This is a genomic window from Achromobacter sp. (genome assembly GCF_050285565.1).
In the GTDB taxonomy this organism is placed as follows: domain Bacteria; phylum Pseudomonadota; class Gammaproteobacteria; order Burkholderiales; family Burkholderiaceae_B; genus Achromobacter.
In genome coordinates this window covers 110,139-137,030 of the sequence record NZ_JBLZXG010000002.1, presented here as the reverse complement: position 1 = coordinate 137,030, position 26,892 = coordinate 110,139, and the positions used below count along the sequence as shown (strand labels likewise).

The window sequence follows — 26,892 nt, the reverse complement described above, 5'->3', positions numbered from 1 at the left end:
GGAACTGGGTGTAGATTTCAGCGCCGGCAAGCGCCCCATCGACAAGACCATCGAGCGCTCGCCGGAGGCGGTAGCCCTGATCGCCGACGAGTGCCTGAAATGGGCCATCAAGCACCACACCGAGCGCGAATCGGTCATGGATGGCAGCGAGATGCTACGCACGGCCCTGCGTCGGTCGATCGGCACCGGCATCGAGCTCAAGGACGTGAAGGCCGCCGTCAAGCGGTCGCTGCAAAAGGGGCACCTCATCCTCGGCACGCTGCAATATCGCTCGGCACATGAGCGCAAGGGGCCGAGGCAGACCCGCACCGAATGGGTTGAGCAACTGATTCAGGAGGGCATGAGTAAGAAGCGCGCCCACGAGCACGTGCGCCAGGCCATCGCGCGCGGCGAACTCGTCCCAACCGGCGCTCGCTACACCACCCAGATCGCCCGCGAGCGTGAAAAGCGCGTCCTGCAGATCGAACGAGACGGCCGCAACCAAGTCCAGCCCATCCTGCAGCGCGAACAGGCGCAGGCAGCGCTCCAGGGACAGGGGCTCAAGCCAGGCCAGCTCGCCGCGGCCGAACTGATCCTCAGCACGCCGCATCGTTTCGTTGGCGTCCAGGGCCTGGCCGGCACCGGGAAGTCCCACATGCTGGCCAAGGTCAAGGACGCCGCCGACGCGGCTGGCTACACCATCAAGGCTGTCGCCTCCTACGGCAAGCAGATCGAGGCGTTGCGCGAACTCGGCATGGAGGCGCGTACTGTGGCGTCGGTGCTAGAAGCCCGCCAGCAGGACCGCTTCAAGCTCGATCCCAATACGGTCCTGGTCATCGACGAAGCCGCGGTCGTACCTACGCGGATCATGGAACGGCTCATGAAAATGGCCGAGGCCGATGGGGCCCGCGTCGTCATGCTCGGCGATACCGGCCAGACCAAGGCCATCGAGGCCGGCCGCCCCTTCCATCAGTTGCAGGTCGAAGGTATGGAAACTGCGCTCATGGGCGATATCGTGCGGCAGAAGTCTCCCGAGCTGAAAGCCGCCGTGGAATTGGCCGCCAGCGGTCGGGCCTCAGCGTCGTTAGGCATCCTATCTCAGAAACTACAAGCCGTTCACACCGTCAATGATGACGACCTGCGGTACGACGCCATCGCGAGCCGCTATGCCGGCATGAGCGCCAAGGATCGCCGTGAAACCCTCATCGTCACCGGCACCAACCGCTCGCGCAACGCGCTCAATGAAGCCACGCATCAAGCGCTGGGGTTGGGCGGACGCGGCTTCGACTTCGACCTACTCACCCGGCGCGATACCACGCAGGCCGAGCGGCGCGTGGCCCATTACTACATCGCCGACGACATCATCCAGCCAGAACGGGACTACAAGACAGGCGACCTGCGGCAAGGCGAAATGTACCGCGTGATCGGCATAGCGGCGGACAAGCCCAATCAATTGGAAGTCGAGCACCTGGCAACCCAAGTGAGGACGACATTCAATCCAGCGCGGACGGCCAAGATCTCGGTGTATCAACCCGTGGTGGCCGAACTGTCCGCGGGCGACTGGGTCCGTGTCACGCGCAACAACGCCAGTCTCGACCTGGTCAACGGCGCACGCTTTGAAGTGCTGGCCATTACACCCACCTCAGTCACGATCGGCGCTGGCGACCGGCGATTGGTGTTGGACGCATCGACGACGCCGCTTCATCTGGATCGAGCCTACGCCACCACCAGTCACAGCGCCCAGGGGCTAACGTGCGATCGCGTGTTGATCAATGCTGAGAGCTTCAGCCGGACCACGCAGCGAGATGTGTACTACGTGGCGATTTCTCGCGCACGGTATCAGACGGAGATTTACACCAATAATGCAGGGAAGCTTGCGACCTCCGTCGATCGCTACGAAGAAAAAACTGCTGCGCTCGACATCGGCTTAGAAGTATGACGGCTAGATAACTAAGTAGCCCATTAATTTGAGGCGATCAGAAGCCCCCTTCGATGTACTAACTCTCGATAACGACATAAAATTACAAAGTACGACAAATTTGTATGAAGCCATATCTACCGGAGGGCACTAGCGGAAGCCTATGAGTGCTCGCCGGTATTGAAAATTAACTTTTTATAAGTCGAGACATGGAAACGCAACAGGACAGCTCGCAGGACTGCATATTCACTCCGGAGATGTTTAGCGCATGTGGGTGGAAACCCGCTTTAGACGCGGCGCAGATTGGCTACCCTGCTATGTGGGAGGCCTTGCGAAAAGAAGCAAATGCGGCTGCGCAGGACTCCCGCAGCTCCCACAGTGCATTGCTCAGCCTTATAGCGAAGGCGACGTCGCTGATGTTGGTGCCGACCAGCCTAAATGAGCCATTTAAGCCGTTCGCAGTCTTTGCTGACCGTCGATCTGCGTCCTTAGAGGACTTCACCGAAGCTGAAATTAAGCTATTTTCCGAAGTTTTGGATCTAGTGGAGGACAGCTGGCTAAAGGCTCGGTTCGCAGATATGGCGTGGCTAAGAATGAAGCCACGCAACCCGAACTTTGCGAATATAGCTATTGATTGCTATCGTTCGATTCCTCTTAGCGTCGAGACATGGATACACGGAGGTGACAACTGCTGGAGACGGGCTTTTGTTCTGGCTCAACAGTTGAAAGCTGGAGCGGGAGAGCGTCTCGACCAGATGCAGAAGTCAGTTCTTACAGCCTTCCACAGTACAAGCATAGAGGATGGTTATTTCCCTATTCGACTCGCAGACTTACTGGGGACGCTGCGCCAGACGCCAGAAATTGCTACCGACATAGCAAGCAAATTGGAGGATCTCGCCAGCGCCTTCAATCAAGAAGGCAAGCTACGGGAGGCCAGAGATCATTATTCAGCTTCGGCACAATGGTACCGCAAGGCCAAAGCCCAGGAGAAAGCCGCAGCGATGATGAAATGCAAGGGGGAGATGTGTGAGCGCGCCGCTACGGCTATGCTTGCCATGGATCCGCCCCAAGCGCTTTCAGCAGCAAGTCTTTACGAAAATGCAATCGAAGCTTATAGAGAGATTCCGAACCAGCATCGAGCAGAGCATGACATCGAAGCGCGAATCGCCAAAATCCGTACCCAACTCAATGAAGCGGGTTCCGCGGCAATTGGGCAAATGCACACGATCACCACCCCAGGGGTGGACCTTGCAGAAGTAGTCGCCATGGCGCGAAACGCTGTGGAAAACAGGGATCCCTACAGCGCTTTGCAAGGTCTATGCTCCTTCCCCGGCATGAAAGTCGAAACGCAACGTACCGCCGCGATAAAGGCAATTAACCATTCGTTTTTTTCCTCAATGTTCGGCATGTCAATGCTTAGTGCCGACGGTCGAGTCGTGGCGCGAATTCCCCCAGTGAATCTTGGCGGAACAGATGCTGATAACGAACCTGCCATACAAGCTCACATGGTCAGAGACAGTCGAATTTTCGTTCAGATGACTGTACTAGGTATTGTATTGCCGGCTCTCGACATAATCCGGTTTGATCACCGGCTGCAGGAGCTAGATTTTGTTCATTTGGCTTCCCTATCTCGCTTTGTCCCAAGCGGCAGAGAACGATTGATAGGCAAAGCCCTGTTCGCGGGATATGACAACGACTTTGTGGCAGCTTTACACTTTCTGGTCCCGCAGATGGAGAATGCTGTCCGAGTACATCTCAAAGCGGCCGGTGCCAAGACTTCAACGCTGGACAGCCAAAATATAGAAATGGAAAACGGCCTCAGCACACTCATGGATCTACCCGAGGCAGTGAACGTGTTTGGCGGGGACCTCGCATACGAAATCAGAGCAATATTCTGCGATGCATTTGGTCCCAATCTGCGCAACGAATTGGCTCATGGCCTGCTGGATGAGAATGGCTGCGACTCTGAGTTTTCAATCTATGCCTGGTGGCTACTCTTACGACTTGTCATTCTGTCGATCGCACCTTTAGCCGATTCACATGAGAACGCCGTACCGGAGGGAGATGGCGAAACGAACGTCCCTGCTTGAGTTATTGGCTATGTTGATCATGCTCCTTTTTGGGGCATGATCAGGAGGCTGGTGAACTCTTTACTACTCCAATCCGCGAAGCGCTTTGGACACAACATTGTCCTTCTTTCGTCCTTATTCGGGTCGTCTTGCACCCCAGCTTGTCCCAGTTTTGTCCTGTCAGGTGCCAGATTTGTCCCGATCTTGACCTAATGCCGCGCTAACGCATGCCGCAGATGTTGAATGCGAGCAATCGTATACATCTGGGATGTGTGTACTGGCCAGGTATTTGGCAGATTTTTTGCCCTCATTGTCAGACAACAAAAGCAGTCACTCCCAAATAAAAGACAATAAAATCAAAGAAATGACCGCACCCGCAGGGTGCGTCCTGTGTGGTGGCCTTAAGGGGGCCCTTAAGGGGCACGCCGCGCCTCTGCGGCGGGCACATTAAGGGACACATTGAGGCCGCCTGTGAGCGTCCGGGGGACGCTCACGACGTCCAGAGGACGGCCCCGCCGGCGCAGCCGGTGGGACTGGCCTGGCCCTGCACCAACATCCTCCCCAAAAGCCAATAGGCCGCCCGAAGGCGGCCTATTGGGTTGCAGAGATGGGTTACATCACCAGATGGTCTGAACGTGCGGGTAGTCGCGAATCTTCAGGTCAGCAGATACCAGAGGCACCGAATGATGCCGTGCCGTAGCCACAATAATGCGGTCGGCAGGATCCTTGTGGAACTCGCCGGGCAGATCAACAGATTGAACTGAAATCCGTACATCCACCGGAACGAAACGAATCGCGGGCACCTCGGCAACCGTATCCAGCCAAGCCGCGGCATCTATGGTCAATGCAAGACGCCCAGCCTTGGCCAGCATGGCCACTTCCCAAGCACTGATGGCCGAAACCAGGATTTCACCGTCCTGCGCCTCGGCCTCGATAGCTTCGCGTGCGGCACGGCTCAGTTGCGAATCCCCTGCCGCCCACCACACCAGTGCATGGGTATCCAGCACGATCATTGCGCCGCCTCCCACGTATCCTCGCCGACCGGCGACAAGGGATCGTCAAACCGCAGGACGGAGCCACGCAGCACATCCAACGGATTGCGCTTGGCCACCGCCCGGTAGGGGCGGATTTCAAGCGCAGGCTTACCATGATCGGTCACAACAATGGACTCCCCGGTCGCTTCAACCTGCCGGAAAAGCTCGAGCGCACGCGCTTTGAACTCGGTTTTGGAAACTTGCTGGTTGTGCATGACGCCTCCGAAAATAGTCATTTCGCGTAGTCATTTTATCAGAAAATGACTACGCGAAATAGTCATTTTTGCCGCCCCAACCTTCCCCCCCGAAATCGCGTCACCAGCCGAGTTTCCCCGGCTGGCATGACGATCACTCGCCCGCTTCGCATCCTATGGTGGGCAGAAGGGCAGGCAGCGCCGGCTGGCCGCGCGTCAGGCCCCTGCCGGGTGCAACCGGACAGGGGCTATCTATTCATGGGTCAAAACGGCAGATCGTCGTCGGAATCACCACCGCCGATGCGGTCATTGCTTGCCGCCTGCCCGCTCTTGCGAGCGCCCAGCATCAGCAACTGCGTGCCAACGATTTCCAGAGCGTAGCGGTTCTCGCCGCTGTTCTTGTCCTGCCAAGTGCGGGTTCGCAAGCGGCCTTCGACGTAGACCTGCGCGCCTTTCTTCAAGTACTCGCCAGCGATTTCGGCTGTGCGCTTGAAGAAGGCGACCTGATGCCATTCTGTTTTTTCGCGGCGCTCGCCGCTGGCCTTGTCGGTCCAGTTGTGCGATGTCGCAATGGACACATTGCAGATCGCCGTGCCGTCCTCGACATGGTGCACTTCGGGATCGCGGCCCAGATAGCCGATGAGGGTGACTTTGTTCAGTGATGCCATGACAGTTCTCCTTGCTAGGGCGGGTTCCTGCCCGTGCCAACCTTTCTCCACGGCAGGCAAAGGAACTGCGTTTGATGACGAGCGGCACCTTTGGCCGGCCTGGCACTGGCTCATCCAGGAGTGCCGCCCTCCAGTCATCTTTGGCGAGCAGGTTGCAAGCAAGGACGCAGAGCCTTGGCTCGACCTTGTATTCGATGACCTGGAAGCCCTGGACTACGCCAGTGGGGCGATCCCTTTCCCGTCTGCGGGCATCGGTGCGCCGCACATCCGAGATCGGTTGTTCTGGTTGGCCAACGCCTCAGGCCCGGGACGGCGACCCGAACGGACGAACAGCGACCCCACAGACGGCGCTAAAGCGATTCGCGCAGGGAAAGCGGAACCTGGACGACGGGGCGCAGCTCGCGGGCTGGGGAACGCCCACAGCGAGCGAGCCGGGCGGGACGGGGGATCAGTACGTGGCCAGGTCGATCGGCAAGACGGGCAACTCGGCGCCAACAATGCTGACGCACCAGGTTGCGCTGGCGGGGTGGCCGACGCCAAACACGATGGATACGATCGACAGAAGGGCCTTGCGGCCATCGCGGATTGCCACCACTCGAACCAGCGGCTACTTGACGGAAATCGCCCCTCTTGCGGCGTGGCCGACACCGCGCGCGGCGGACGGCGAGAAGAACGTGCGCACGCTGGACGGCGCCATGTCGGAGATCTCGCGCAAGGGCTCGCCGCAGGACTTGGCCATGGCGGCGATCTGCGGCCCGGCCCGGTTAACGGCTTCTGGGGAGCTGCTGACTGGCTCCTCTGCCGGGATGGGAAGTGGCGGCCAGTTGAACCCGGCACATTCCCGCTGGTTGATGGGGCTCCCGCCCGAGTGGGACGACTGCGCGCCTACGGCAACGCGATCAACGCGATCCAGGCGCAAATCTTCATCGAAGAATGCATGAGGTGCATATGGACGTTCCGGTATTACACCTACGACCGGAAATACATCAACCTGGGCCACGACCGCGCCGAAGCGATCAAGCGCGTGCTGGAAATGGAACGGCGCGCGCCTGACACGGGCACGGTAGCCGAGCTGTTGCGCGAGTATATGGCCAGCGGCGGCTTCAAGAACGAGCTTGCACCGCGCACCCAGGACGATTACATCGCGGCCAGCAAAGAGATCCTGGAGCGGTTCGCAGATATGCCCGTGGATGACGTAAAGCCGCCCCACATTGCGCGGTATCTGCGCGTCGAACGCGCCGCCGCACCCGTGCGTGCCAACCGTGAAATCGCCCTGTTGGCGTCGGCATTCCAATTCGGGATCGAACACGGCTACGCCACGGCCAACCCATGCCGCCAGGTCAGGCGGAACAAGGAACGGCCGCGCTCGAGGTGTCCGTCATGGGAAGAGATCGAATCTTTTTGCGCGACGGCGGCCAAGAAGGGCCCGTCGTCGCACGTCATCGGCCTCATGGCCAAGTTCATCGCCCTGACGGGCCGGCGCCGTGCCGAGTTCCTGAGCCTGCGCAAGACTGATCTGGGCCAGGATGGCATTGTGGTTGGGTTCGCCAAGGCCAAGGCGGGTGATGCGTTACGCCGCGGCCTGATCGAGTGGACGCCGGCGCTGCGCCAGCTGTTCGCCGAGCTGGCCAACCTGAACCGGAAAGCGCGGGATGGAAAGTCGTCCATCCCGGAATCCATGTTCGTGTTTACCAACCGGGAGGGCCAGCCGTACACCGAGCAAGGATTTAAGGCGCTCTGGTCGAAGATCATGGCCGACTGGGTCAAAGTTCCAGGCCGGGAGCGGTTCACCTTCCACGACCTGCGCGCCTACTATGTAACGGTGCTGGTGGGCCGGGACGAGAACCCGGAAACCCACGCCAATCCGGCCACCACCAGGAGGGTGTACGACCGCCGGCGCGTGGTCAAGATCAAGGGCAGCGCCTGACGCATGCCACCATCGCCTGATCTTGCCACCATTAGCGCAATGAAAAAAGGCACCCCGCTTGCGCGTAAGTGCCTGATTTCACATGAATTCTTTGGGGTGGCTGATGGGACTCGAACCCACGACAACCGGAATCACAATCCGGGACTCTACCAACTGAGCTACAGCCACCACTGACTGCTTTGCCGCTGACACGCAAACACGAAAAATTTCGTGGTCAACTGCAAAGAGGCCGAATTCTAGCACGGTTTTTCGCGCCGTGTAAAACGGCGGGCAAGGCGGGCGTGATCGGGCCGGTGGCGCGCCCCGCGCGCGCGGGGCGGAACCGCTTTCCCTCTTGCCAGGCGCGCCGACCTTGCTATCCTTGGCGCTCGAATCAACCTCCGGAGGCTCGCGTCGCCGTCGCCATGGATCGCATACACGAATTACTGATCGCTTACTGGCCGCACATGGTGTTCGGCGTCAGCCTGGTGGCGGGCGCGGGCGCGGCGGTGCACGCGGCCATGACCAAGCAGGATGTGCGGTCGGCCATCGGCTGGGTCGGGTTGGCGCTGTTTTCGCCGTTGTTCGGGGCCGCGGCTTATTTCGTGGCGGGGATCAACCGCATCCGCAAGACGCGGCTGTCGCAGCAGCGCGACGAGGCCATGCTGGTGGACGCGGCGCTGGTGGAGACAGCAAACGTGGACGTGGCGCCGATCTCGGGGCCGCAGTTCGCCTCGCTGAAGGTGCTGGGCGACCAGGTCAGCCGGTTCCGGCTGCTGGGCGGCAACACGGTGCGGCCGCTGGCCGGCGGCGACGAGGCCTATCCGGCGATGCTGCAGGCGATCCGCGAGGCGCGCCACGCGGTGGCGATGCAGAGCTACATCTTCGACAACGACGCGATCGGCCGCGAGATGGCGCAGGCGCTGATCGAGGCGCACGGGCGCGGCGTGCAGGTGCGGGTGCTGATCGATGCGATCGGCGCCAAATACTCGCGGCCGCCGATCGTGCGCATGCTGGCGCGCGGCGGGGTGCCGGTGGCGCGCTTCATGACCAATCCGCTGGGCGTGCTGCGCATGCCGTATGCCAATCTGCGCAGCCACCGCAAGGTGCTGGTGGTGGACGGCCGCGTCGGCTTCACCGGCGGCATGAACGTGCGGGCGGCGTTCGTGACGGCGCTGTCGGGCGCGGCGACCAATCTCGACACGCATTTCCAGGTGGAAGGCCCGATCGTGACGCAGCTGATGTCGGTGTTCGCGCACGACTGGAATTTCACCACCCACGAGTCGCTGCCGGCGCGGCCCTGGTTCGATCCGCAGGCGCAGCCGCCGCATGGGGTGGTGCCGATGCGCTGCGTGCCTTCAGGGCCGGACCGGGCCTTGGGCAGCGCGCACAGCATCATCCTGGGCGCGCTGGCGGTGGCGCAGCGCCATGTGCGCATCCAGTCGCCCTATTTCCTGCCGGATCAGCCGTTGATCGGCGCGCTGGCGACGGCGGCGCGGCGCGGGGTGATCGTCGATATCGTGATTCCGGGCAAGAACAACCTGCGGCTGGTCGATTACGCCATGACCGCGCAACTGGATCAGGTGGTGCGCACCGGCTGCCGGGTGTGGCGCTCGCGCGGGGCGTTCGACCATTCCAAGTTGATGACGGTGGACGACGGCTGGGCCTATGTCGGCTCGTCGAACCTGGATCCGCGCAGCCTGCGGCTGAATTTCGAGCTGGACACCGAGATCTATGATCCGCAGGTGGCGTGCTGGATCGGCGCGCGCATCGACGCGTTGGTGGCCAATGCGCGCCGGCAGACGCTGGAAGACCTGCAACAGGCGCCGTTTGCGAAGCGGCTGCGCAACAAGGTGATCTGGCTGGCGACGCCGTACCTGTGACCGCGCGGCCCGGCCGCGCTGCCACGGACAAAGATCGGCGGCCCCTGGGCCGCCGATTGCGCATGCGGGGCGGCGCGGATCTGAGAGTAAGATTTATGCCATAACAAACAGCCCGTGTGGCAGGAGCAGTGGAAGATGGCAAAAATCGGTATGGTGGGCATCGGCCTGATGGGCCATGGCATCGCGAGCAATCTGGTCAAGCATGGTCATGCGCTGACGGTGCTGGAGCATCCGGGCAACCAGCCGCTGGACGCCTTGAAGGCGGCGGGCGCCGCCAGTTGCGCCGACGGCGCGACGCTGGCGGCGCGGTCGGATGTGATCATCCTGTGCGTCACGGGCAGTCCGCAGGTCGAGGCGGTGCTGCTGTCGCCGGGCGGCGTGCTCGAAGGCCTGCGCCCGGGCACGGTGATCATCGATTGCTCCACCGCCATCCCCTCCTCCACCGCCAAGGTGGCCGAAGCGGTCATCGAAAAGGGCGGCCGGTTCCTCGACGCCCCCATGACGCGCACGCCGAAGGAAGCCGCCGAGGGCCGCCTCAATCTGCTGGTGGGCGGCGAGGCCGCGCTGTTCGAGGAATGCCGGCCTATCCTGGCGTGCTTTGCCGAGAACATCACCCACGCCGGTCCGGTGGGCGCGGGCCATCGGATGAAGCTGTTGCACAACTATGTATCGCTGGGCGCGGTCGCGCTGCTGGCCGAGGCGGCCGCGTGCGCGCTGCGCGCCGGCATCGACCCGGCGGTGTTCGCCGAGGTGCTGGGCAAGGGCGGCGGCGGCGGCGTGGCGCTGGAGCGCCTGAAGCCCTATCTGCTGGAACAGGATCCGTCGTCGCTGCGCTTTTTCATGTCGAACGCGCAGAAGGATCTTTCCTACTACAACACCATGGCGGCCGAGACCGGCGCGGTGCGCGAGATCGGCGCCGCGGTGCTGCACACCTACGACCAGGCAGTCAGCCAGGGCGGCGGCGAGCGCTACGTGCCCGAGCTGGTGTCGCTGTTGAAGGATCGCTGAACCGGCCCGCGGCGGGCGGGCTCAGCGCCCGCCGGTCACCATTGCCGGCACCGCGCGCAGCGTGCCTCGCCGCGGCAATCGCAGTGAAATGGCGGCGGCCAGCAGCAGCAAGGCGCCGGCCGCGCCGAACGCCACCCAATGGGTATGGAAGGTCTCGAAGGCCCACCCGCCCAGCCACGAACTGATCATGCCGCCGATCTGGTGCCCCAGGTAGGTCAGGCCATACAGCACGCCCACCAGCCGCACGCCGTAGACGTCGGCCAGAATCGCGGATGACAGCGCGATGCTGCCGGCCCAGACGATGCCGCCGATGGTCGCGGCGGCGTACAGTTCCCAATGCGCTCCCACCATGACCAGCGCGAAGAAACCCAGTCCGCGCACCAGGTAGATGACGGCCAGGATGTTGCGGCGCTCGACCTGATCCGACATGCGCCCCAGCACCAGCGTGCTGAAGATCGCCACCAGGCCGATCAGGCCGATGCCCAGCGAACTGGTGGTGGCGTCGAAGCCGTGGTCCATCAGCATGGGCATGCCGTGGGTGCCCAGCAGGTTCATGCTGAAGCCGCAGGCGAACAGGCCCAGCGCCACCTGCCAGAACGGCAGCGTGCGCACGGCGTCCTTGACGCGCGCCTCGGCGCCCGTGGCGGCGGGCCGCGACGCGGATTTTTTCTCGACGATCTGGTGCGGCAGCAGGTCGGTGTGCTCGGGCGCCTGATCGCGCATCACGAACAGCGCCACCGGCACGGTCAGCAGCGCGAACAGGGCGGCGAAGGCCAGCAGCGTTTCGCGCCAACCGACGGCGCCGATGGCGAAGGTGAGCGTGGGCGTCATCAGGGCGATGCCGGCCATCGAGCCGGTGGACAGGAAGAACAGCGCCATGCCGCGCTGGCGCGTGAACCAGCGGCTGATCACGGGCGTCAGCGCCACCGGGCTGGTGAAGGCCAGGCCGACCGACAGCGCCACGCCGAAGGCCAGCAGGAATTCGATGGGGCCGCGCGCGAAAACAGTCCAGATGGACGAGGCCACCACGATGGCCGCGCCGGTCAGCAGCACAAAGCGGGTGCCGCGGGCGCTGACCAGGTAGCCGGCCAGCGGCATCGCCAGGCCATAGCACAGCATGCCGGCCGCGACGATGCCCGACAGCAGGCTGCGCGAAAAACCCAGGCCGTCGGCCATGGGCAGGAAAAACGGGCCGATGCCCATGCGCAGCCCTACCGTCAGCAGCGTCAGAACCGTGGCGGCGCCGACGATGTTCCAGCCGAAATACCAGCCGGCCGATGTTTTTTTGTCCACTTGCCTCTCTCCTTGGGTCTTCTTGTCGCGCCGGGGCGCTTCAGTGCAGACACCGCGAGGGATGCGAGGAGACGGAAGCCGGCCGCCAGACGCGCCATATTACTCCCGGCTATATGCGGGCGGCGCGGCGGCCATCCGATCCTGTCCGGCGAGCGGTCAGGCGCCGCGCGCTTTGCGGCGCCGCGGCGCGGGCGCGCCGCGCGCCGGCGTGGCGGCGACCAGCGCATCGACGTTGCGCAGCTTTTCCGCCGCGACGGCGCGCAGGTGCCGGATGAGCAGTTGCGCGGCCGGCGAGGGCGGGCGCGACTTGGGATAGATCAGGCCGTATTGCAGCGGCGTTTCGGGCTCGAAGCGGCGGATCTGCGCGCCCAGGTGGATCTGGGCCAGGGCCGACAGCGGATCGCTCAAGGCCGCGCCGCAGCCGCGGACCGCCAACTGGCAGGCGATGAAGCCGAACGAGACATCGAACTGGGCTTCGGGCTCGTAGCCGGCCTGGGCGAAGGCGCGCGCATAACGGTGATGGAGGGCGCCGCGCTGGGGCAGGCCGATGAAGCGGCCCTGCCCCAGGACCCGCGGCGTGATGACGGCGTGCGCGGCGCGCGGATCGGCGCCGCTGAGGACGGCGACGGCGCGCGATTCGGCCAGCACCTCGGTGGTCAGCAACGGATGCTCGACCGGCAGTTGCGCCAGCGCCAGGTCGAACTGTTGCTGGCTGATCCAGGCGTCGACATTGGGCGGCATGCGCGCATTGATGGTGACGCCGAAGGCGTTGTCCTCCTGCACGGCGCGAGCGACGGCGTCGACCAGCAGGCCTTCGATCAAATGCTGGGCCACCAGCACGTTGACGTGGGTGCGGCTCTTGCGGCGTGCGCCGCGGGCATATTCGCGCACGGCGTCGCCGGCCCGCAGCATTTCGTCGATGCGCTGGTAGAAGCCTTGCCCCTGCTCGGTCAGGGACAGCCGCCGGCCTTCCTTGAGCAGCAGCGGGAAGCCGGCCTCTTGCTCCAGCATGGCCAGCAACCGGCTGACCTGGGACGGGCTGCGATGGATGCGCAGCGACGCTTCGGCGATGCTGCCGCCTTCGACGAAGGCGCGCAGCGCCTCCAGGGCCATGAAGTTCATGGCGGGCCTCCATACAGTTGTGAATTATGCAAGTATCACGCCGAATTTCGACATTGACGCATATTAGCCCCCCTGCCGACAATGGCCCTGCCGATGGCGCCCGATGCGGACGCCCGGCCCAGAACAGCAAGGGGAAACTCCATGAACGCAATTCACCGTCTGGCCGCCGCGGCCGCGCTCGCCCTGGCCCTGGCCGGCGCGGTCCAGGCCCAGGACGCCTATCCGTCCAAACCCATCAAGGTCATCGTGCACACGCTGCCGGGCGCGTCGTCCGACGTGCTGGCGCGCGCCGTCAGCAAGACGATGGGCGAGCAGTTGGGGCAGTCGTTCGTGGTCGAGAACCGCTCGGGCGCGGGCGGCGCCATCGGCGTGGATGCCGTGGCCAAGGCGGCGCCGGACGGCTATACGCTGCTGGCCGGCGCCTCCAGCGCCATGGTGATGCTGCCGATCGTGCTGAGCCGCAAGCTGCCGTATGACGAGAACAAGGACTTCGCGCCCATCGGCGTGATCTCGCGCTCGCCGTTCGTGCTGGTGGCCAGCAAGGCCTCGGGCATCCGCAGCGTGCAGGATCTGATCGCGCGCGCCAAGGCCGAACCGGGCAAGTTGACCTACGGCAGTGCCGGTCCGGGCACCAATCCGCACCTGCTGGGCGAACTGCTGAGCCAGTTGGCCGGTATCGAGCTGTCGCACATTCCGTACAAAGGCCCGGCCGCCGCCGAGTCCGACCTGATCGGCGGCACCATCGATATCCTGTTCGACACGCCCTCCTCGGCGCTGCCGTACGTGAAGGCCGGCAAGACCGTCGCCATCGCCGCCACCAGCGATAGGCGCGTGGCCGACGCGCCCGACGTGCCCACCGTGTCCGAGCTGGGCTATCCCAGCCTGACGCTGTACGGCTGGACCGCGCTGTACGCACCGGCCGGCACGCCGCCCGCCGTGCTGGACAAGCTGCGCGAGGCGCTGCGCCAAGCGCTCAAGACGCCCGCGCTGCGCGAGTTCATTCTGAACTCGGGCAACGACATCCTGGACCTGTACGGCGAAGATCTGCGCAAGATGCAGGTCGGCATGCAGGACTTCTGGCGCGACGTGGTCAAGGCGCGCGGCATCCGCCTGGACTGATTCCCTCCCCCGCACCGCGGCCATCCGGCCGCGAGGACACCTTCCATGAGCATCAAGATCCGACTCGCCGTGCGCGACTGGGACTACATCGTCCCGCTCGCCCTGGGCGATGTGACCGCCCGCGGCATCGACCTGGACATCCACCGGGTCGGCACCCTGCCCGACGACCTGGCCAACGACCCGCGTTTCGACGCCGGTGAAATGTCGATGAGCCGCTATTGCCTGGGCCGCGCCCGGGGCCGCGACGACATCGTCGGCGTGCCGCACTTCCTGATGCGCGGCTTTCGCCACCGCTGCATCATCACCACGCGCGACAGCGGCATCACGCGGCTGGATCAGTTGGCCGGCGCCCGCATCGGCATGACCGGCTGGCAGGATTCCGGCAATACCTGGACGCGCGCGCTGCTGCGGCGCGAAGGCATCGGCGTGGACGACGCGATCTGGAAGGTGGGACGCCTGACCGGCGTGCACCCGATCACCGACCGGCTGGCGGGCTTTGGCCGGCCAGGCGTGATCGAGGCGGTGGCGGACGAGCGCCCGCTGGTCGATCTGCTGCGCGCCGGCGAGCTGGAGGCCGTATTCACGCCGTTCATGCCCGACGGTTTCTTCGACGCCGGTTCGGACCTGCGCCAGTTGCTGCCCGCCTGCCGCGACAGCGAGGTCGACTACTTCCGCCAGGTCGGCTATGTGCCCGGCATCCACCTGCTGGGGCTCAAGCCGGCGTTGGCCGAGGCCCACCCCTGGGCGGCGCAGGCGCTGAGCGAGGCGCTGGACGCCTCGGCCGCGCTGTGGCTGGACAAGCGCCGCAAATATGCCGACACCACGCCGTGGATCCTGGACGAACTGATCCAGACCTCGCGCGACCTGCCCGAGGCCTGGAACCGCAACGGACTGGAACCGAACCTGAAGATGATCGGCGACTTCGCCGCCGAACTGCACGCCCAGCAACTGGCCGACCGCGTCATGACGCCGGCCGAGCTGTTCCCGCACGCGCACTGAACACCAAGGAATCCATCATGAAAATCGCCATGGGACAATTCGCCGTCCGCCCGGTCTGGGAAGACAACGCCCGCGTCTGCCTGGACTTGATGCGCCGCGCCGCCGAGGCCGGCGCCGACCTGCTGGTGCTGCCCGAGGGCATCCTGGCGCGCGACATCGCCGACCCCGACCTGGTGCGGCGCGCCGCCCAGCCGCTGGACGGCCCGTTCGTGTCGCAATTGCAGGCGCTGTCGCGCGGACTGGATCTGACGGTCATCATGACCGTGCACACGCCCGCGGCGGGTGAACGGGTCTGGAACACGCAGGTGGCGCTGCGCCGCGGTGAGATCGTGGCGCAGTACCGCAAGCTGCACCTGTACGATGCGTTCTCGATGCAGGAATCGGTCAACGTGGTGCCAGGCGACACAGTGCCGCCGCTGGTGCCGGTAGCCGGCATGCGGGTCGGCATGATGACCTGCTACGACCTGCGCTTTCCGGAGCTGGCGCGCCGCCTGGCGCTGGATGGCGCCGACGTGCTGGTGGTGCCATCGGCCTGGGTCAAGGGGCCGCTGAAGGAAGCGCACTGGTCGGTGCTGAGCACGGCACGGGCGCTGGAGAACACCTGCTATGTGGCGGCGGTGGGCGAATGCGGCCCGCGCAACATCGGCGCCAGCATGGTGGTGGATCCGCTGGGAGTGGCCATCGCGCAGGCCGGCGAGCAGGAAGCGCTGGTGTTCGCCGACCTGGATCCGGCGCGCATCGCGCATGCGCGCGAAGTGCTGCCGGTACTGAAGAACCGCCGCTTCGCGCGGCCCGAACTGGCGCTGCCGGCGGCCGGCTAGGTGTCGAGTCGCAATAGGTTGTTCACACCCGGGATGCGTGTGCGGGGGGCCGATGGCCAAGCGCGGCGCGTGGCCTCAGCCCGCGCGTTCGAGGAACGCCTGTAACGCCGGCACCGTGTTCAGCACGTGCTGGCGCATCGCCGCCTCGCCGCGGTCGGGGTCTGCGGTGAGCAAGGCGTCGATCAGCTCCTGGTGCGATTCGCGCACCCGCAGCACGCGCCCGGGCTGGGCCGCCCACAGCCGCATGTACGGCTCGACCACCGAGTGCAGCTCGGAGATCTGCCGCAACAGGCGCGGCTGCTGGCAGAAGCTGCAGAGATATTCGTGGAAGTCGCGGTGGGCGCTGGTCCAGTCCAGGTAGTCGCCCGAGCCCTGCTCGAGCTGATCCAGCATGCTGGCCAGGCGGCGGATATGTTCGGCGCTCATGTTGCGCACGGCGTTGCGCACGGCCAGCCCTTCGAGCACCGAGCGCATTTCGAAGACTTCGCGCATTTCCTGCTGGTTCAGGCCGCGCACCACCGCGCCCCGGTTGGCGCGGATCTCGACCAGGCCTTCGGAGGCGAGCCGGCGCAGCGCGCCGCGCACCGGCATGCGGCTGGTGCCGATTTCGCTGGCGATGGCCTCGGGCACCAGGCGGTGGCCGGGCGGGTAGTTGCCCAGCCGGATTTCGCGCTGCAGATGCTGGTAGGCCTCTTCTTCGGCACTGACGGCCGTCTTCTGAAACTGCAGCATCCTCGTCCCCGGGTGTTCAAAGCCGCCATGATAGATAAACGCAAAAATAACACAAATTGGATCCAGTGATCCATGGATGCAAATACCAATGGCCGGGCGGCCGCGACTCGCGTCAAATCCATGACTGGCGCGCCAGCCGTGCGCGTCCGCCGGGATTTCAGCGGGCGGCAGATCCGCCCGGCGCCAATGCTCTACCGCTACGAACACCAAGCCTTCAAGGGGAATCCATGTCTTTTCGCTTCATCCGCGCCCTGACCGGCGCCGCCGCCGTGGCCTTTGCCGCCCAGGCGGGCGCCCAGGCCACCGACTGGCCGCAGCATCCGGTACGCATCGTCGTGCCGTTCCAGGCCGGCTCGGCCACCGACCTGATCTCGCGCCAATTGGGCGCCGCCCTGTCGACCGAGCTGGGCCAGCCCTTCGTGGTGGAAGCCCGCCCGGGCGCCGCCGCCGCGATCGGCAGCGCCTCGGTGGCGCGCTCGGCCCCCGACGGCTACACCCTGCTGATGGGCGGCCCGGCCGCCATCGTCACCAACCGCTTCCTGCAGAAGCGCCTGGCCTATGACCCGGACAAGTTCGAACTGGTGTCGATGGTGGCCTACACGCCCAACATCCTGCTGGCCAATCCGCAGCAGCCGTTCAAGACGCTGCCCGAGATGATCGCCTATGCCCGCGCCAATCCGGGCAAGCTGACCTACGCCTCGTTCGGCACCGGCACCACCTCGCACATGGCCGGGGAGATGCTCAAGTCGGTGGCCGGCATCGACATCCTGCACGTGCCGTACAAGGGCGCTGGCGAAGCCATTCCGGCGCTGCTGAGCGGCCAGGTATCGATGTACTTCGACACCATCATGACCGGCCTGCCGCAGGTCAAGAGCGGCGCGCTGCTGGCGCTGGGCATGTCCAATTCGCAGCGCTCGGCGCTGGCGCCGGACATTCCCACCATCGCCGAGCAGGGCTACGCCGGCTACGACATCGCCCCCTGGTACGGGCTGGTGGCGCCCGAAGGCACGCCCGCGCCGATCCTGGACAAGCTCAACCGCGCCGTCAACAAGGTGCTGGCCGACCCGGCCTTGCGCGGTAAGCTGGCCGAAGCCGGCGCCGAACCGCGTGGCGGCAGCCGCGAGGAATTCACCGCCTTCATCAAGGCCGAGATTCCGCGCACCAAGCAGCTGATCGACCAGGCCGGCATCACCCCGCAGTAATTTCCCTACAGAGTCCCGACGCCACCATGTCCTCCCCCTTCGATTGGTCTTTTCCGTACGCTTCCCGAAAAATGCCGGTGCTGGCCGCCAACGCGGTCGCCACCAGCCAGCCACTGGCGGCCCAGGCCGGGCTGCGCATGCTGCTGGCCGGCGGCAATGCCGTGGACAGCGCCATCGCCACCGCCATCGCGCTGACCGTGGTCGAGCCCGTGATGAACGGCATCGGCGGCGACATGTTCGCGCTGGTCTGGCACGAAGGGCGGTTGCATGGCCTGAACTCCAGCGGCTGCGCGCCGGCGGCCTGGACGCCGGACTACTTCGCCGGCCGCGAGGCGATGCCGGGCACCGGCTGGGGCACGGTCACCGTGCCGGGTCAGGTGGCGGGCTGGAAGGCGCTGTCCGAACGCTTCGGCAAGCTGCCCTTCGCCAAACTGTTCGAACCGGCGATCGGCTATGCCGAGGAAGGCTTCGCGGTCAGCCCGACGATTGCGCGCCAATGGGCCACCCAGGCGCCCAAGCTGGCGCAGGAGCCGGGCTTCGCCGAGGCCTTCCTGCCGCAGGGCCGGGCGCCGCAGGCGGGCGAATGGTGGCGCTTTCCGGCGCAGGCGCGCACCTTGCGCGAGATCGCCGAAAGCGGCGGCGACAGCTTCTACCGCGGCGCGCTGGCGGCCCGGATCGCCGACTTCGCGGCGCGCACCGGCGGCGCCCTGAGCGCGGCCGATCTGGCCGAGCACCGGCCGGAATGGGTAACGCCGATCTCGCAGTCGTTCCGCGGCTACGAATTGCATGAAATCCCGCCGAACGGCCAGGGCATCTCGGCGCTGATGGCGCTGGGCATGCTGGAACAGTTCGACCTGGAGGCCATGGGCCGCGACAGCGCCGACTACTACCACGTCAGCATCGAGGCCATGAAGCTGGCCTTCGCCGACCTGCATCACCACGTGGCCGATCCGCGCCACATGCGCACCGACGCCCGCGCCCTGCTCGACCCGGCCTACCTGGCCGAACGCGCGCGCCTGATCTCGATGGAGCGCGCCGCCGTGCCGGTGGCCGGCACGCCCGCCAGCGGCGGCACGGTCTACCTGACCGCCGCCGACGCGGCCGGCACCATGGTGTCGTTCATCCAGTCCAACTACCACGGCTTCGGTTCGGGCGTGGTGGTGCCGGACACCGGCATCAGCCTGCACAACCGCGGCCTGAACTTCGTGCTGACGCCCGGCCACGTCAACCAGGTGGCGCCGCGCAAGAAGCCGATGCACACCATCATTCCCGCTTTCGTCACGCGCGGCGGCGAAGCGGTGATGTCGTTCGGCGTGATGGGCGGGTCGATGCAGGCGCAGGGCCATTTGCAGATGGTGACGCGGCTGGCGGCCTTCGGCCAGAATCCGCAGGCCATGAGCGACGCGCCGCGCTTCCGGGTCGAGAAGGGGCCGGTGGTGAACGTCGAGTCGCACCTGCCCGCCGACGTGGTCGACACGCTGCGCCAGCGCGGCCACAACGTGGCGGTGGCGCCGGCCGACAGCCTGGAGTTCGGTTCGGCGCAACTGATCTGCCGGCTGCCGCAGGGCGGTTATGTCGCGGCGTCCGATTCTCGCCGGGACGGCCAGGCGGTCGGCTTCTAGGCGCGCCCGCCCGGCGGCGGAACACGCCGCCGGAAAGGGGCTTGATCGGTCATATGAAGGGAGCGGGGCGCGGCGATACTGCGGCGCAGACCCCTGAAGGCCCGTATGAACCGAATCCTGTCCGCCGCGGCGCTGGCCGTCGCCACCCTTTTCGTTGCAGCCCGCGCCACGGCCGCGCTGCCGATGGCCGTGGACGGCCAGCCCCTGCCCTCGCTGGCGCCGATGCTCGAACGCGTGACGCCCGCGGTGGTCAACATTTCCACTCAGAGCGACGGCGGCCAGGCGCCCGTCTTCGGCCAGCCCCGCGCCGGCGGGCGCCAGAGCATCGGTTCGGGCGTGATCGTCGACGCGGCCCAAGGCAACATCCTGACCAATCACCACGTGGTGCGCGGCGCCACCTCCATCCGCGTGTCGCTGCAGGACGGCCGCAGCTTCACCGCGACCGTGGTCGGCAGCGATCCGGACACCGACCTGGCGGTGCTGCGCATTCCTCCTGACAGGCTGCAAGCCCTGACCCTGTCCGATTCCAGCGACCTGCGCGTGGGCGACTTCGTGGTCGCCATCGGCGACCCCTACGGCCTGGGGCAGTCGGCCTCGTCGGGCATCGTCTCGGCGCTGGAACGTTCCAGCCTGCGCGCCGCCGGCTACCAGAACTTCATCCAGACCGACGCGTCCATCAATCCCGGCAACTCGGGCGGCGCGCTGGTCAACCTGAACGGCGAACTGGTCGGCATCAACACGATGATCTACACGCCGTCGGGCGGCAACGTCGGCATCGGTTTCGCGATCCCGTCGAACCTGGCTGGCGAGGTCATGCGCCAACTGCTGCAGCACGGCCAGGTGCAGCGCGGCGGGCTGGGACTGGACACCATCGACATCACGCCGCGCAACGCGCGCCAGCTCGGCATGGCGCCGAACGCCACGGGCGTGGTGGTGGCGCGGGTGGCGGACGGCTCGCCGGCGCAGCAGGCCGGAGTGCAGGCGCGCGACCTGGTGCTGGCGCTGGACGGCAAGCCGATCGGCAGCAGCGCCCAACTGCGCAACGCCGAGGGCCTGCTGCCGGTGGGCAAGCAGGTGCGGCTGACGCTGTCGCGCAACGGCCAGCGCAGCGAAGTAACGCTGCGGATCGAACCGGAGCGCAACGAACGGCTGCACGGCGGCTCGCTCGACGCGCGCCTGAACGGGGTGGAATTCACCGAGCTCGGCCGCGAGCAGCGCCTGAAGGGCAACGATGGCGTGGCGGTCAGCGCCACCTACCCCGAGCGCGGCGCGGTGGCGGCGCGGATGCAGCGCGGCGACGTCATCATCGGCGTCAACCAGCGGCCGGTCAGCCGGTTGGCCGATCTGCGCGGCCTGCTGGCCGGCGCCGCCCCGGGGCAGCCGCTGCTGCTGACGCTGGTGCGCGGCCGGGCGATGTATACCTTGCAGATCCAATAGGCGTTGCCGGCCGGCGCGCGCGTGGCGGCCGCGGCGCGGGCCGCGCGGCGGCGCGCGGCCGGCCCTGGCGGCGCCGAACCGGCGATAATGCTTCCCGCCCCGGATTCTCATCGTCGCCGCTCATGCCCATTCCCGCCGCCTCCCTCGCCCTCTGGGGTATTTCCGCCCTGGCGATCATCGGTATCTTGCTGCGCCCCTGGAAGCTGCCCGAATACGTCTGGGCCGGCGGCGCCGCGCTGCTGCTGACGGCGACCGGTCTGATCCCGTGGCAGGCGGCGCTGGGCGCGGTCGGCAAGGGACTGGACGTGTACCTGTTCCTGATCGGCATGATGGTGCTGGCCGAACTGGCGCGCCAGCAGGGACTGTTCGACTGGCTGGCGATGGTGGCGGCGCGCCATGCGCGCGGGTCGGCGCGGCGGCTGTTCGACCTGGTGTTCCTGGTGGGCATCCTGGTGACGGTGTTCCTGTCCAACGACGCCACCGCCGTGGTGCTGACGCCGGCGGTGTACGCCGCGGCGCGGGCCGCCGGCGCGCGGCCGCTGCCCTACCTGTTCATCTGCGCCTTCATCGCCAACGCCGCCAGCTTCGTGCTGCCGATCTCCAATCCCGCCAACCTGGTGGTGTACGGCAGCCAGATGCCGCCGCTGGCGGACTGGCTGCAACGCTTCACGCTGCCCTCGCTGGCGGCCATCGGCCTGACCTACCTGACCCTGCGCTTGAGCCAGCGCGAGGCGCTGCGCCAGCCGCTGCGCGCCGACATCGCGCCGCAAGCGCTGGGCAGTGGCGCGCGCCTGACCGGCGCCGGCATCCTGCTGACCGCGCTGGTGCTGATGCTGGCCTCGGCGCTGCACGCCGACCTGGGCCTGCCGACCTTCATCGCCGGCCTGGCCACCGCCGGGCTGATCCACCTGAAGCAACGGCTCAACCCGCTGCCGGTGCTGCGCCACGTGGCCTGGGGCGTCTTGCCGATGGTGGCCGGCCTGTTCGTGCTGGTCGAAGGCCTGGCACTCAGCGGCGCCATCGATGCCTTGGCGCAGGCATTGCTGCGGCTGGCGAGCGATTCGGCCGGCGGCGCGCTGTGGGGCGCGGGCATCGTGGCGGCGCTGGCCAGCAATCTCATCAACAATCTGCCGGCGGGGTTGATCGCCGGCTCGGTCGGCCAGATCGCCGACCTGCCCGCGCGAACCGCGGGGGCGCTGCTGATCGGCGTGGATCTCGGGCCGAACCTGTCGATCACCGGCTCGCTGGCCACCCTGCTGTGGCTGATCGCCGTGCGGCGCGAGGGCCAGCACGTCGGCGCGCTGCGCTTTCTGAAGCTGGGCGCGTGGGTGATGCCGCCGGCGCTGCTGGGCGCGCTGCTGATGCTGGCGTTGGCCGGCGGCTGAGGGCGGCGCGCCAGTCCTGTCACAGGAGCGCGCGCGTGCCCCACCAGCCGGGCAGCAGCAGCGCCGCCGCCCACAGGAACGCCGAAGCCCAGTTGGCGATCTGGAACGCGGCGGCGCGCATGCCGCAGATGCCGGCGATCATCGGCACGGTGGCGCGCAGGGGCCCGAAGAAACGGCACAGCACGATGCTGAGCACGCCCCACTTCTGAATGAATACCGTACTGCGATGCAGGAGCCCGGGGCGTTTGCGCAGCGGCTTCGATTGCGTCAGGCCAGGCCCGAACCACACGCCGCAGGCATACTGCACCCAGTCGCCCAGCGCCGCGCCGATCGCGATGGCGAGCCAGACCGGCACGAAGGCGCTCTCGCCCAATCCCAGGATCGCGCCGATCGACAGCAGCAACGCGGTGCCGGGGATCACCAGCGCCACCAGGGGCAGCGACTTCAGGAAGGCGAACGCGAAGCCCAGCGGCGCCAGCCAATCGGCGTGGCTGCGGGCGAAATCGGCCAGGGTTTCCTGCAGGAAATGGAAAGTCTCGAACAGCATGGGGCATCAGCACCGGACAGGCATCAAGGCCATCTTACCGGTCTCAGACGATCACATCGCGCAGGCCGTGCGGGTGCCGGCGCACCAGGCCGGCGAGCCGCTCCAGGGCCTGTGCCAGCGCGGCGCGCTCGGGAATGCTGCCCAGCGAGATGCGGATGGCGTTGGGCGCGCCCAGGCCCAGGTGGAAAGCCTCCGACGAGGTCACGCTCAGGCCTTCGTCGCGCGCCACCCGCTCCAGGTCGGCCGCGGTCCAGCGGTCGGGCAACGGCTGCCACAGGTGGATGCCCGCCGCGGTCGCGGGAAACGGCCCGGGTAGCCACTGGCGCGCCAGTTGCTGGCGCGCATGGGCCTCGGCGCGCACGCCGTCCAGGATCTGCCGCGCGGTGCCGCTGGCGATCCACTGCGTGGTCAGCACGCCCATCAGCGGCGCGGCCATCACGGCGAACGAGCGCATCGCCGCCAGCACGTTGCGGCGGCTGTCCTGGTCGGGGCTGAGCACGAACGCGGTGCGCAGCCCCGGGGTCAGGGTCTTGGCCAGCGTGGCGATGTAGAACACCGAGGCCGGCGCCAGGCTGGCCAGTGCCGGCGGCGCGCCATCCAGGAACAGCGAATACGGGTCGTCCTCGATGATGCGCGCGCCGCAGGCCACCGCCGCGCGCACCAGGTCGCGGCGGCGCGCCGCGCTCAGGGTGTGGGCGGTGGGATTCTGCAGCGTGGGATTCAGGTAGACCAGGCGCCCCCCCTCGCGGCAGGCGCGCTCCAGTCCGGCGGGCGTCATGCCGTCGGCGTCGGTTTCGGCCACCAGCACCCGCCGGCCCAGTTGCCGCGCCGCGGTCAACAGGCCGGGGTAGACCAGCGGCTCGGCAATGATGCCGTCGCCGGGCCGGCTGTAGGCCAGCATCACCGCCGCCAGGGCGGCCTGCGCGCCGGGACACACCAGCACCCGGTCCGGCTCGACGCGCTCGACCGACTGCGACAGCCATTGCGCGCCGGCCTCGCGTTCGGCCGGGCCGCCGCCGGCCTGGTGATACGCCATCATCACGCCGACGTCGTGGCGCTCGATGGCCTTGGCCAGGCCGCGCCGCAGCAGGTCTTGCAAGTCGCAGCCCAACGGCAGCGGCGGCATGTTCATGCCCAGGTCCAGCATCTGCCGCAACGGCTGCTCGGCCGGCCGCGCGACGAAGGTGCCCTGCGGCCCGTGCGCCTCGATCAGGCCGCGCTGGCCGGCCTCGGCGTAGGCGCGCGTGACGGTGGTCAGGTCCACGCCCAGGTGCTGCGCCAGGCGCCGCTGCGGCGGCAGGCGGTCGCCCGGCTGCATGCGGTTGGCGGCCACCGCGCGCTCGATGAAATCGGCGATCTGGCGGTAGCGCGGGCCGGCGCCGCGGATGAACGTCAGCGGCCAGGATGCAGACATGTCGTCGTTATGCATGGATTCTATTGCGTCAAAATGACGCAATGCATGGGTGGGGTCAATTGATCAGTATGGCAACAAACACGGTTTGAGTCCATACATCAGGAATCTTGTACGGTATTTTCCGGGCCGTCCCGATGCCGTTGCGCGCCCGCCGCCGAAACCCGCTCCCAGGCTGATGGACGTAATGCCAAGCGGCGCGCACGGCGCCAGTGCGGGCCACGCTGCGCAACACCCCATGCCGCCTGCCGCCGGCAGGGGAGCGGTCGTACCTGACGCGCCAGCGCGGCGATTTCAGATATGTATTTCTTTTAAGCCGCGCCGACCCAATCTTCACATTCTTTAAATCTATCGAAGAAGGTTTCCGCCCGCGCTCCTTTAGATTGCGTAGCCAATGCATCGGCCACCCCGGAGAGATCGCGTGTCGGACATCGTTGTCTACGTCAGAAGCCAACCCCAGCTGGGCGACCAGATCGTCGCCTTCGCCACGCTGTACCAGCTCAAGGCCTGGTGGCCCGAAAGGCGGCTCAAGGTGGTGGCGCGCGATGACGTCGGCCACATCTATCGCGGCCTGCCCTGGGTCGACGAATTCCTGCGCGCCCGCAGCCTGCTCGATTACGCCCGCAGCCTGACCGGTCGCACGCAGGTTTCCGTCAACCTGCATCACAGCAGCGAGCGCTTCGGCCTGATCAACCTGTTGCGGCCGCCGGCGATCCGCATGGGATTTCGCAATGCGCGCATCAGCGACCTGGTATGGACGCATTGCCACCGCAAGGACGAAAGCGAATACATCGGCCTGGCCAACCTGCGCCTGCTGGCGACGTATCGGCCGCTGGACGCCGAGCACGTCGCGCGCCGCTGCTTCGCGGAACTGGCCCGGCCGCACCGGCACAACCCGCGCGGCAGCGATGTGGTATTCCTGCCGGGCGGCGGCTCGGGGCCCTTCAAGCGCTGGAGCCTGGCCCACTACCTGCGGCTGGCCGACAGCCTCAAGACCCTGCTGGGCGCCGACACCCGCTACACCTTCGTGCTGGGCCGGCAGGAGGCGCGCGAACGCGCCGAGCTCGATGCGCTGCGACGCGGCGACATCGACGTGGCCTATTGCCGGCCGTTGTCGGAACTGAGCGCCCTCATGCTGCGCGCCCGCCTGGTGGTGGCCAATGACTGCGGCCCCTCGCACGTGGCGCAGGCCGTCGGCGTGCCGTATGTCGGCGTCTTCAACCAGCCCAATCCCGAGTGGTTCTGGCGCCGGCGCGGCGCGGTCGAGGTGGTGCCGCGCGAGCCGCGCGCGGGCATCAACGCCATCCGCCCGGAGCAGGTGCTGCACGCCTGTACGCGGGCGCTGTCCCGCACCCGCCCCATGCCGGCCTAGCGGCATCCTGCCGATCCCTTTTTCGCGACCTTTTTTATGCGCATTCTGCACACGCTCGGTGAAAAGAGCCTCGGCGGCCTCGAATTCCGCACGCTGGAGCAGGCCGGCTGGCTGGCGCGCCACGGCCACGACGCGGCCATCGCCGCGCCGGCCGGCAGCGCCATCAACCAGGCGGCACGTCAGCGCGGCCTCGTCACCGTCGACATCGATTTCGATTCGCCGTACTCGCCGCGCACGCTGCTGCGGCTGCGGCGCGCCGTCAGGCGCCTGCACATCGACGTCATCGACAGCCATAGCCGCGCCGACGCCAAGGCCGGCGCGCTGTGCCGCGATCTGTGCGCCGTCGTGCGCACCCGCCATTTCGCCAAGCCCATGCCCACCAGCCTGCGCCGCCGGCTCGAATGGAAGCTGGGCTGCGACCAGGTGATCGCCACCAGCGCGGCCGGACGCGACGCGCTGGTCGACGCCGGCCTGGCGCCCGCCAGCCGCATCAGCGTGGTGGGCGAATGGGCCGGCGACGAGTTCTTCCGCGCCGCCGACAAAGCCGGCGTGCGCCGCCAGGTGCGGCGTGAACTGGCGCTGGATCCACGCGACTACGTGATCTCGACCATCGGCATGCTGCGCCCCGAAAAACGCCAGGCCGACCTGCTGCGCGTGGTGCTGCGGCTGCGCCGCCAGGCGGTGCCGGCAACCGCCCTGGTGGTGGGCATGGCCACCGCCACCACCCAGTCATACGCGGACGAACTGCGCACCCTGGCGGCGCGGCTCGGCATTGCCGAACACGTGGTGTTCGCCGGCCATCGCACCGACGTGGCCGACATGATCCATGCCTGCGACGTGGTGCTGGTGCCGTCGGCCACCGAGGCCTGGTCGCGGGTGGTGCCGGAGTCGTTCGCGGCGCGCTGCCCGGTGGTGGCCAGCAACGTCGGCGGGCTGCCCGAGATTGTGCGGCCCGGCGCCACCGGCTGGCTGGCCGAGCCGGGCGACATCGACGGCTTCGTCGACCGCATCATGCGGATCCGCGACGATCCCGCCGCCACCGCTGCCGCCGTGGCCCGCGCCCGCGCCCATGCCGAATCGCACTTCCGCCTGGCCGGCCAGATGCAGCGCACGCTGGATGTCTATGCCCGCGCCCGGGCGCGGGACTGACCCCGGCACCCAGCGCGCCCGC

23 protein-coding genes, 1 tRNA gene and 2 pseudogenes are annotated in these 26,892 nt (G+C 66.8%); 15 read left to right on the top strand and 11 right to left on the bottom strand.

Annotated features, from left to right (window positions below; genetic code table 11):
• The first annotated feature begins 136 nt into the window (after positions 1 to 136).
• Both ACN6O8_RS03745 and ACN6O8_RS03740 read left to right on the top strand, forming a co-directional pair.
• A complete protein-coding gene (locus ACN6O8_RS03745; RefSeq protein ID WP_427989723.1) occupies positions 137 to 1,918 on the top strand; it encodes an ATP-dependent DNA helicase in 1,782 nt (593 codons plus the stop codon).
• Between the two features lie 188 nt (positions 1,919 to 2,106).
• The gene (locus tag ACN6O8_RS03740; protein WP_427989722.1) at positions 2,107 to 3,987 is read left to right on the top strand and encodes a DUF4209 domain-containing protein; all 1,881 of its coding nucleotides are present in this window, start codon (positions 2,107 to 2,109) and stop codon (positions 3,985 to 3,987) included.
• Between the two features lie 596 nt (positions 3,988 to 4,583).
• Here the strand turns inward: ACN6O8_RS03740 and ACN6O8_RS03735 are convergent.
• The 3 genes and pseudogenes from ACN6O8_RS03735 to ssb form a co-directional block, all read right to left on the bottom strand.
• Positions 4,584 to 4,979 (bottom strand): type II toxin-antitoxin system VapC family toxin, encoded by a 396-nt coding sequence (locus ACN6O8_RS03735; RefSeq protein ID WP_427989721.1) that lies wholly within the window; start codon positions 4,977 to 4,979, stop codon positions 4,584 to 4,586.
• Positions 4,976 to 5,215, bottom strand: coding sequence for a type II toxin-antitoxin system Phd/YefM family antitoxin (locus ACN6O8_RS03730; RefSeq protein ID WP_427989720.1), 240 nt, complete (start codon positions 5,213 to 5,215; stop codon positions 4,976 to 4,978). The genes ACN6O8_RS03735 and ACN6O8_RS03730 overlap by 4 nt, the downstream gene beginning before the upstream one ends.
• A 260-nt stretch (positions 5,216 to 5,475) precedes the next feature.
• Positions 5,476 to 5,862 (bottom strand): annotated as a pseudogene (ssb, locus tag ACN6O8_RS03725) (single-stranded DNA-binding protein); the annotation flags it as partial.
• Between ssb and ACN6O8_RS03720 the strand changes: the two are divergent.
• Positions 5,834 to 6,103: pseudogene (locus ACN6O8_RS03720) on the top strand (DNA cytosine methyltransferase); the annotation flags it as partial. The pseudogenes ssb and ACN6O8_RS03720 overlap by 29 nt on opposite strands.
• Before the next feature lie 207 nt (positions 6,104 to 6,310).
• Here ACN6O8_RS03720 and ACN6O8_RS03715 read toward each other — a convergent pair.
• Positions 6,311 to 6,454 carry a hypothetical protein gene (locus ACN6O8_RS03715; protein ID WP_427990173.1) on the bottom strand — a complete coding sequence of 48 codons (144 nt, stop codon included), beginning with the start codon at positions 6,452 to 6,454 and terminating at the stop codon, positions 6,311 to 6,313.
• A gap of 15 nt (positions 6,455 to 6,469) precedes the next feature.
• A complete protein-coding gene (locus tag ACN6O8_RS03710) occupies positions 6,470 to 6,601 on the bottom strand; it encodes a hypothetical protein (protein ID WP_427990172.1) in 132 nt (43 codons plus the stop codon).
• Between the two features lie 129 nt (positions 6,602 to 6,730).
• On the opposite strand from ACN6O8_RS03710, the gene ACN6O8_RS03705 reads away from it, so the two are divergent.
• Positions 6,731 to 7,789 (top strand): tyrosine-type recombinase/integrase, encoded by a 1,059-nt coding sequence (locus ACN6O8_RS03705; protein WP_427990156.1) that lies wholly within the window; start codon positions 6,731 to 6,733, stop codon positions 7,787 to 7,789.
• A 92-nt stretch (positions 7,790 to 7,881) separates the two neighbouring features.
• Here the strand turns inward: ACN6O8_RS03705 and ACN6O8_RS03700 are convergent.
• Positions 7,882 to 7,957 (bottom strand) — tRNA-His (locus tag ACN6O8_RS03700).
• Between the two features lie 236 nt (positions 7,958 to 8,193).
• Here ACN6O8_RS03700 and ACN6O8_RS03695 point away from each other — a divergent pair.
• Together ACN6O8_RS03695 and ACN6O8_RS03690 are read left to right on the top strand one after the other, a co-directional pair.
• Positions 8,194 to 9,651 (top strand): phospholipase D-like domain-containing protein, encoded by a 1,458-nt coding sequence (locus ACN6O8_RS03695; RefSeq protein WP_427989719.1) that lies wholly within the window; start codon positions 8,194 to 8,196, stop codon positions 9,649 to 9,651.
• 135 nt (positions 9,652 to 9,786) lie between these two features.
• Entirely contained in the window at positions 9,787 to 10,659 is an 873-nt protein-coding gene (locus ACN6O8_RS03690) for an NAD(P)-dependent oxidoreductase (RefSeq protein WP_427989718.1), read from the top strand.
• A 21-nt stretch (positions 10,660 to 10,680) separates the two neighbouring features.
• Here the strand turns inward: ACN6O8_RS03690 and ACN6O8_RS03685 are convergent, their stop codons facing one another.
• Positions 10,681 to 11,952 (bottom strand): MFS transporter, encoded by a 1,272-nt coding sequence (locus ACN6O8_RS03685; RefSeq protein ID WP_427989717.1) that lies wholly within the window; start codon positions 11,950 to 11,952, stop codon positions 10,681 to 10,683.
• Between the two features lie 156 nt (positions 11,953 to 12,108).
• Complete coding sequence (locus ACN6O8_RS03680) at positions 12,109 to 13,074, bottom strand: LysR family transcriptional regulator (protein WP_427989716.1); 966 nt, start codon at positions 13,072 to 13,074, stop codon at positions 12,109 to 12,111.
• Between the two features lie 141 nt (positions 13,075 to 13,215).
• Here ACN6O8_RS03680 and ACN6O8_RS03675 point away from each other — a divergent pair, with 141 nt between their 5' ends.
• The 3 genes from ACN6O8_RS03675 to ACN6O8_RS03665 are packed head-to-tail and all read left to right on the top strand — an operon-like array spanning position 13,216 to position 16,013.
• The gene (locus tag ACN6O8_RS03675; RefSeq protein WP_427989715.1) at positions 13,216 to 14,193 is read left to right on the top strand and encodes a Bug family tripartite tricarboxylate transporter substrate binding protein; all 978 of its coding nucleotides are present in this window, start codon (positions 13,216 to 13,218) and stop codon (positions 14,191 to 14,193) included.
• A gap of 45 nt (positions 14,194 to 14,238) precedes the next feature.
• Entirely contained in the window at positions 14,239 to 15,192 is a 954-nt protein-coding gene (locus ACN6O8_RS03670; protein WP_427989714.1) for a nitrate ABC transporter substrate-binding protein, read from the top strand.
• 17 nt (positions 15,193 to 15,209) lie between these two features.
• Positions 15,210 to 16,013, top strand: coding sequence for a deaminated glutathione amidase (locus tag ACN6O8_RS03665; protein WP_427989713.1), 804 nt, complete (start codon positions 15,210 to 15,212; stop codon positions 16,011 to 16,013).
• A 75-nt stretch (positions 16,014 to 16,088) separates the two neighbouring features.
• On the opposite strand, the gene ACN6O8_RS03660 is transcribed toward ACN6O8_RS03665, so the two are convergent.
• Positions 16,089 to 16,745, bottom strand: a complete 657-nt coding sequence (locus ACN6O8_RS03660) for a GntR family transcriptional regulator (protein WP_427989712.1) — start codon at positions 16,743 to 16,745, stop codon at positions 16,089 to 16,091.
• A 227-nt stretch (positions 16,746 to 16,972) separates the two neighbouring features.
• Here ACN6O8_RS03660 and ACN6O8_RS03655 point away from each other — a divergent pair, with 227 nt between their 5' ends.
• From ACN6O8_RS03655 to ACN6O8_RS03640, 4 genes are all read left to right on the top strand, one after another.
• Complete coding sequence (locus ACN6O8_RS03655) at positions 16,973 to 17,947, top strand: Bug family tripartite tricarboxylate transporter substrate binding protein (protein WP_427989711.1); 975 nt, start codon at positions 16,973 to 16,975, stop codon at positions 17,945 to 17,947.
• 26 nt (positions 17,948 to 17,973) lie between these two features.
• The gene (ggt, locus tag ACN6O8_RS03650) at positions 17,974 to 19,569 is read left to right on the top strand and encodes a gamma-glutamyltransferase (protein ID WP_427989710.1); all 1,596 of its coding nucleotides are present in this window, start codon (positions 17,974 to 17,976) and stop codon (positions 19,567 to 19,569) included.
• Between the two features lie 105 nt (positions 19,570 to 19,674).
• On the top strand, positions 19,675 to 21,006 hold the full coding sequence (locus ACN6O8_RS03645; protein ID WP_427989709.1) for a trypsin-like peptidase domain-containing protein: 1,332 nt from the start codon (positions 19,675 to 19,677) through the stop codon (positions 21,004 to 21,006).
• A gap of 122 nt (positions 21,007 to 21,128) precedes the next feature.
• The gene (locus tag ACN6O8_RS03640; protein ID WP_427989708.1) at positions 21,129 to 22,391 is read left to right on the top strand and encodes an arsenic transporter; all 1,263 of its coding nucleotides are present in this window, start codon (positions 21,129 to 21,131) and stop codon (positions 22,389 to 22,391) included.
• A 19-nt stretch (positions 22,392 to 22,410) separates the two neighbouring features.
• Here ACN6O8_RS03640 and ACN6O8_RS03635 read toward each other — a convergent pair whose 3' ends face one another.
• Together ACN6O8_RS03635 and ACN6O8_RS03630 are read right to left on the bottom strand one after the other, a co-directional pair.
• Positions 22,411 to 22,938: a DedA family protein gene (locus ACN6O8_RS03635; RefSeq protein WP_427989707.1), complete on the bottom strand. Its 528-nt coding sequence runs from the start codon at positions 22,936 to 22,938 to the stop codon at positions 22,411 to 22,413.
• 43 nt (positions 22,939 to 22,981) lie between these two features.
• On the bottom strand, positions 22,982 to 24,352 hold the full coding sequence (locus ACN6O8_RS03630) for a PLP-dependent aminotransferase family protein (protein ID WP_427989706.1): 1,371 nt from the start codon (positions 24,350 to 24,352) through the stop codon (positions 22,982 to 22,984).
• Positions 24,353 to 24,770: 418 nt separating this feature from the next.
• On the opposite strand from ACN6O8_RS03630, the gene ACN6O8_RS03625 reads away from it, so the two are divergent.
• Positions 24,771 to 25,721, top strand: a complete 951-nt coding sequence (locus ACN6O8_RS03625) for a glycosyltransferase family 9 protein (protein WP_427989705.1) — start codon at positions 24,771 to 24,773, stop codon at positions 25,719 to 25,721.
• Positions 25,722 to 25,757: 36 nt separating this feature from the next.
• Positions 25,758 to 26,870 carry a glycosyltransferase family 4 protein gene (locus ACN6O8_RS03620; RefSeq protein ID WP_427989704.1) on the top strand — a complete coding sequence of 371 codons (1,113 nt, stop codon included), beginning with the start codon at positions 25,758 to 25,760 and terminating at the stop codon, positions 26,868 to 26,870.
• Positions 26,871 to 26,892: the final 22 nt, after the last annotated feature.

What these genes read in the sequence shown, in the direction of transcription:
- ACN6O8_RS03745 (WP_427989723.1), top strand. Translation starts at nt 137, where the DNA reads ATGGATGGCAGCGAGATGCTACGCACGGCCCTGCGTCGGTCGATCGGC.
- ACN6O8_RS03740 (WP_427989722.1), top strand. Translation starts at nt 2,107, where the DNA reads ATGGAAACGCAACAGGACAGCTCGCAGGACTGCATATTCACTCCGGAG.
- ACN6O8_RS03735 (WP_427989721.1), bottom strand. Translation starts at nt 4,979, where the DNA reads ATGATCGTGCTGGATACCCATGCACTGGTGTGGTGGGCGGCAGGGGAT.
- ACN6O8_RS03730 (WP_427989720.1), bottom strand. Translation starts at nt 5,215, where the DNA reads ATGCACAACCAGCAAGTTTCCAAAACCGAGTTCAAAGCGCGTGCGCTC.
- ACN6O8_RS03710 (WP_427990172.1), bottom strand. Translation starts at nt 6,601, where the DNA reads ATGGCCAAGTCCTGCGGCGAGCCCTTGCGCGAGATCTCCGACATGGCG.
- ACN6O8_RS03695 (WP_427989719.1), top strand. Translation starts at nt 8,194, where the DNA reads ATGGATCGCATACACGAATTACTGATCGCTTACTGGCCGCACATGGTG.
- ACN6O8_RS03690 (WP_427989718.1), top strand. Translation starts at nt 9,787, where the DNA reads ATGGCAAAAATCGGTATGGTGGGCATCGGCCTGATGGGCCATGGCATC.
- ACN6O8_RS03680 (WP_427989716.1), bottom strand. Translation starts at nt 13,074, where the DNA reads ATGAACTTCATGGCCCTGGAGGCGCTGCGCGCCTTCGTCGAAGGCGGC.
- ACN6O8_RS03675 (WP_427989715.1), top strand. Translation starts at nt 13,216, where the DNA reads ATGAACGCAATTCACCGTCTGGCCGCCGCGGCCGCGCTCGCCCTGGCC.
- ACN6O8_RS03670 (WP_427989714.1), top strand. Translation starts at nt 14,239, where the DNA reads ATGAGCATCAAGATCCGACTCGCCGTGCGCGACTGGGACTACATCGTC.
- ACN6O8_RS03665 (WP_427989713.1), top strand. Translation starts at nt 15,210, where the DNA reads ATGAAAATCGCCATGGGACAATTCGCCGTCCGCCCGGTCTGGGAAGAC.
- ACN6O8_RS03660 (WP_427989712.1), bottom strand. Translation starts at nt 16,745, where the DNA reads ATGCTGCAGTTTCAGAAGACGGCCGTCAGTGCCGAAGAAGAGGCCTAC.
- ACN6O8_RS03655 (WP_427989711.1), top strand. Translation starts at nt 16,973, where the DNA reads ATGTCTTTTCGCTTCATCCGCGCCCTGACCGGCGCCGCCGCCGTGGCC.
- ggt (WP_427989710.1), top strand. Translation starts at nt 17,974, where the DNA reads ATGTCCTCCCCCTTCGATTGGTCTTTTCCGTACGCTTCCCGAAAAATG.
- ACN6O8_RS03645 (WP_427989709.1), top strand. Translation starts at nt 19,675, where the DNA reads ATGAACCGAATCCTGTCCGCCGCGGCGCTGGCCGTCGCCACCCTTTTC.
- ACN6O8_RS03640 (WP_427989708.1), top strand. Translation starts at nt 21,129, where the DNA reads ATGCCCATTCCCGCCGCCTCCCTCGCCCTCTGGGGTATTTCCGCCCTG.
- ACN6O8_RS03635 (WP_427989707.1), bottom strand. Translation starts at nt 22,938, where the DNA reads ATGCTGTTCGAGACTTTCCATTTCCTGCAGGAAACCCTGGCCGATTTC.
- ACN6O8_RS03630 (WP_427989706.1), bottom strand. Translation starts at nt 24,352, where the DNA reads ATGTCTGCATCCTGGCCGCTGACGTTCATCCGCGGCGCCGGCCCGCGC.
- ACN6O8_RS03620 (WP_427989704.1), top strand. Translation starts at nt 25,758, where the DNA reads ATGCGCATTCTGCACACGCTCGGTGAAAAGAGCCTCGGCGGCCTCGAA.